Source organism: Providencia sp. AGC89 (assembly GCF_053543535.1).
This window is the reverse complement of record NZ_JBIXLP010000034.1, coordinates 1-3,976: the sequence shown is the minus strand read 5'-3', so window position 1 is coordinate 3,976 and position 3,976 is coordinate 1. Positions and strand designations below refer to the sequence as shown.

The 3,976-nt window shown below is 42.9% G+C and carries 4 protein-coding genes; 3 read left to right on the top strand and 1 reads right to left on the bottom strand.

Going from position 1 to position 3,976, the window contains the following annotated elements; all coding sequences use genetic code 11:
- The 3 genes from ACIPUA_RS07095 to oxc form a co-directional block, all read left to right on the top strand.
- Positions 1-407: IS1 family transposase (locus ACIPUA_RS07095; RefSeq protein ID WP_449059346.1), on the top strand; the 407-nt coding region annotated here is incomplete at its 5' end.
- Between the two features lie 43 nt (positions 408-450).
- The gene (frc, locus tag ACIPUA_RS07090; protein ID WP_042846767.1) at positions 451-1,701 is read left to right on the top strand and encodes a formyl-CoA transferase; all 1,251 of its coding nucleotides are present in this window, start codon (positions 451-453) and stop codon (positions 1,699-1,701) included.
- Between the two features lie 54 nt (positions 1,702-1,755).
- Positions 1,756-3,459, top strand: coding sequence for an oxalyl-CoA decarboxylase (gene oxc / locus ACIPUA_RS07085; RefSeq protein ID WP_042846766.1), 1,704 nt, complete (start codon positions 1,756-1,758; stop codon positions 3,457-3,459).
- A gap of 110 nt (positions 3,460-3,569) precedes the next feature.
- Here the strand turns inward: oxc and ACIPUA_RS07080 are convergent.
- On the bottom strand, positions 3,570-3,976 hold a 407-nt coding region (locus tag ACIPUA_RS07080), incomplete at its 5' end, for an IS1 family transposase (protein ID WP_449059346.1).

Here is a 3,976-nt window from a genome sequence, read left to right as displayed (position 1 = left end):
ATAATTTGCACATTGAACTCCTTTGTGAAGTCGATGAACAGTGGTCTTTTGTGGCTAATAAGAAACAACAACGCTGGCTTTGGTATGCCTGGGAACCTCGCCTAAAACGGATTATTGCTCATACGTTTGGTCGTCGAAACAAGAGAACTCTTCGCCAGTTACTGGCTTTACTGTCTCGGTTTAATGTGGCTTTTTGGTGCACGGATAAGTTCAGTGCTTATGAGATATTACCTAAACAAAAACACGTAGCAAGTAAGTTTTATACCCAACGAATAGAAAGAGAGAATTTGAATTTAAGAAATCGCTTAAAGCGTCTTAACCGTAAGACGTTAGGTTATTCGAAGTCGCCTGAAATGCATGATAAAATCATCGGCACATTCATAGAGCGGGAGTATTACCTATTGTGATGATCTCTATATTGAATACACGACCTAAATAAAGAGGTAATGCATGGATCTTCCTTTACAAGGTATCAAAGTACTCGATTTCACCGGTGTACAGTCAGGGCCATCTTGTACCCAAATGTTAGCGTGGTTTGGGGCTGATGTGATAAAAATTGAACGCCCCGGCGTTGGTGATGTAACTCGTAATCAACTTAGAGATATTCCCGATGTTGATGCGCTTTATTTTACCATGCTCAATAGTAATAAACGTTCCGTTGAATTAAATACTAAAACGCCAGAAGGGAAAGAAGTTATGGAGCGGCTGATCAAACAAGCCGATGTCCTTGTTGAAAACTTCCATCCAGGTGCCATCGACCATATGGGTTTTACTTGGGAACATATTCAAGAATTAAATCCTCGTCTGATTTTCGGCTCCATTAAAGGTTTCGATGAAAACTCACCTTATGCCAATGTTAAAGCTTATGAAAATGTGGCTCAAGCCGCTGGTGGAGCTGCATCAACTACCGGTTTTTGGGATGGTCCTCCACTTGTCAGCGCCGCTGCATTAGGTGACAGTAATACAGGGATGCATTTATTAATCGGCTTATTGGCAGCACTGTTACATCGAGAGAAAACGGGTAAAGGGCAACGCGTGACGATGTCGATGCAAGATGCCGTACTCAACTTATGTCGTGTAAAACTACGCGATCAGCAGCGTTTAGAAAAAATCGGCTATTTAGAAGAATATCCTCAGTATCCAAATGGTAAATTTGGTGATGCTGTTCCCCGTGGCGGAAATGCGGGAGGCGGTGGGCAGCCCGGTTGGATCTTGAAATGTAAAGGCTGGGAAACAGACCCGAATGCTTATATCTATTTCACTATTCAGGAACAAGATTGGGAACAGACTTGCATTGCCATTGGTAAGCCGGAATGGGCAAGTGACCCAGCTTATAGTACCCCACAAGCTCGACAGCCACATATCTTTGATATCTTTGCTGAAATCGAAAAGTTCTTGGCAGATAAAGACAAACATGAAGCCGTTGAATACCTCAGTAAGTATGGGGTGCCATGTGCGCCAGTACTGAGCATGCGTGAAATTGCCAGAGACCAATCACTTCGTGATAGCGGAAGCGTTGTTGAAGTAGAACAACCTAAAAGAGGCACTTACTTAACTGTAGGCTGCCCAATGAAATTCTCTTCGTTCACACCAGATATAAAGAGTGCCCCATTGTTGGGTGAGCACACAGAAGAAGTACTGACTGAGCTAGGTTACAGTGCAGATGAAATTGCATCTATGCGAACCAATAAAGCTATCTAAATTGTAATTGGGGGAGAATACCTTCCCCATCATTCTGCTATCGATGAGGTGGACATGTCTGCTGACCAAAATCAAAATTTAACGGATGGTATGCATATTATTGTTGATGCACTGAAAAAGAATGGCATTGACACAATCTATGGCGTTGTTGGTATCCCTGTTACGGATATGGCGAGGCATGCTCAAGCCGAGGGAATACGTTATATTGGCTTTCGCCATGAACAGTCTGCGGGTAATGCGGCTGCCATTAGTGGTTTTATTACCCAAAAACCCGGTATTTGTTTGACGGTTTCTGCACCGGGCTTTTTAAATGGTATGGTGGCACTAGCCAATGCGACAACCAATGGCTTTCCGATGATCCAAATAAGTGGCTCAAGCGATAGGGCGATCATAGACCTGCAACAAGGGGACTATGAAGAGCTGGACCAGATGAATACTGCAAAGCCATTTGTCAAAGCTTCCTACCGAGTTAATAAACCAGAAGATTTAGGAATTGCATTAGCAAGAGCCATACGAGCTTCGGTATCGGGTCGCCCTGGCGGTGTATATCTTGACCTTACCACTGAGGTGTTAGCGGCGGTGATGGATAAAGACGAAGCAGACAAAACGATTTTTAAGGTAGAAGACCCTGCACCAAGACAAATTCCATCACCTGATTCAGTGAATAAAGCGCTTAAGTTACTTGCATCAGCTAAGCGGCCATTAATTATTTTGGGTAAAGGCGCCGCATATGCACAAGCGGATGACAATATTCGTCAATTTATTGAAACGACGGGTATTCCTTATTTACCGATGTCAATGGCAAAAGGTTTGCTACCTGATACCCACCCACTGTCAGCGGCATCAGCTCGCTCATATGCCTTATCCAGTGCGGATGTTGTGGTGTTAATGGGCGCACGCCTTAATTGGTTGCTTGATCATGGAAAAGGTAAGCATTGGTCGCCAGACACTCAATTTATTCAATTGGATATTGAGCCATCTGAGATTGATAGTAACCGCCCAATAACCGCACCTGTTGTTGGTGATATTTACTCAAGTATTGAGTCTTTACTGGCTGGTCTTAAATCAATCCCTGTTAAATCCCCAACAGAATGGATTGCCAGTATTGATGAGCATAAGAAAATCAATGTCGAGAAAATGGCTGCTAAGTTAAATACTGACACTTCTCCGATGAACTATTTCAATGCATTACGTGCAATCCGTGATGTGCTGGTCGATCACCAAGATGTTTATGTCGTTAATGAAGGCGCTAACACGCTTGATAATGGACGAAATATTATTGATATGTACCAACCACGTAAGCGCTTAGATTGTGGAACATGGGGCGTTATGGGGGTGGGGATGGGTTACGCTGTTGGTGCGGCAGTAACCAGTGGTAAACCCGTGGTGGCTATTGAAGGTGACAGTGCATTCGGTTTTAGTGGCATGGAGATAGAAACTATTTGCCGTTATAAACTGCCAGTGACCATTCTAATTTTTAATAATGGCGGAATATACCGTGGCGATGGTGTGAATTTGCATGGTGATAGCGACCCTTCTCCAACGGTATTAATGGGAACTGCCCGTTACGACAAGATGATAGAGGCTTTTGGTGGTATCGGCTATAACGCAACGACACCAGCAGAAATACAACAGGCATTGAAAGCAGGGTTAACATCAGGTAACCCAACGTTAATTAATGTGGTGATAGACCCTGATGTGGGGACTGAAAGTGGCCATATAGGCAGCTTGAATCCTAAATCAGTAGTAAAAAATTAACCCAACATCAATTTAAAAAGTTGAAATTTCATAGCGCCACTTACTTGATATAAGTGGCGTAAGGTACTTTATCGTCAAAAAATAGGGTCGTGTATTCAATATAGAGATCATCACAATAGGTAATACTCCCGCTCTATGAATGTGCCGATGATTTTATCATGCATTTCAGGCGACTTCGAATAACCTAACGTCTTACGGTTAAGACGCTTTAAGCGATTTCTTAAATTCAAATTCTCTCTTTCTATTCGTTGGGTATAAAACTTACTTGCTACGTGTTTTTGTTTAGGTAATATCTCATAAGCACTGAACTTATCCGTGCACCAAAAAGCCACATTAAACCGAGACAGTAAAGCCAGTAACTGGCGAAGAGTTCTCTTGTTTCGACGACCAAACGTATGAGCAATAATCCGTTTTAGGCGAGGTTCCCAGGCATACCAAAGCCAGCGTTGTTGTTTCTTATTAGCCACAAAAGACCACTGTTCATCGACTTCACAAAGGAGTTCAATGTGCAAATTAT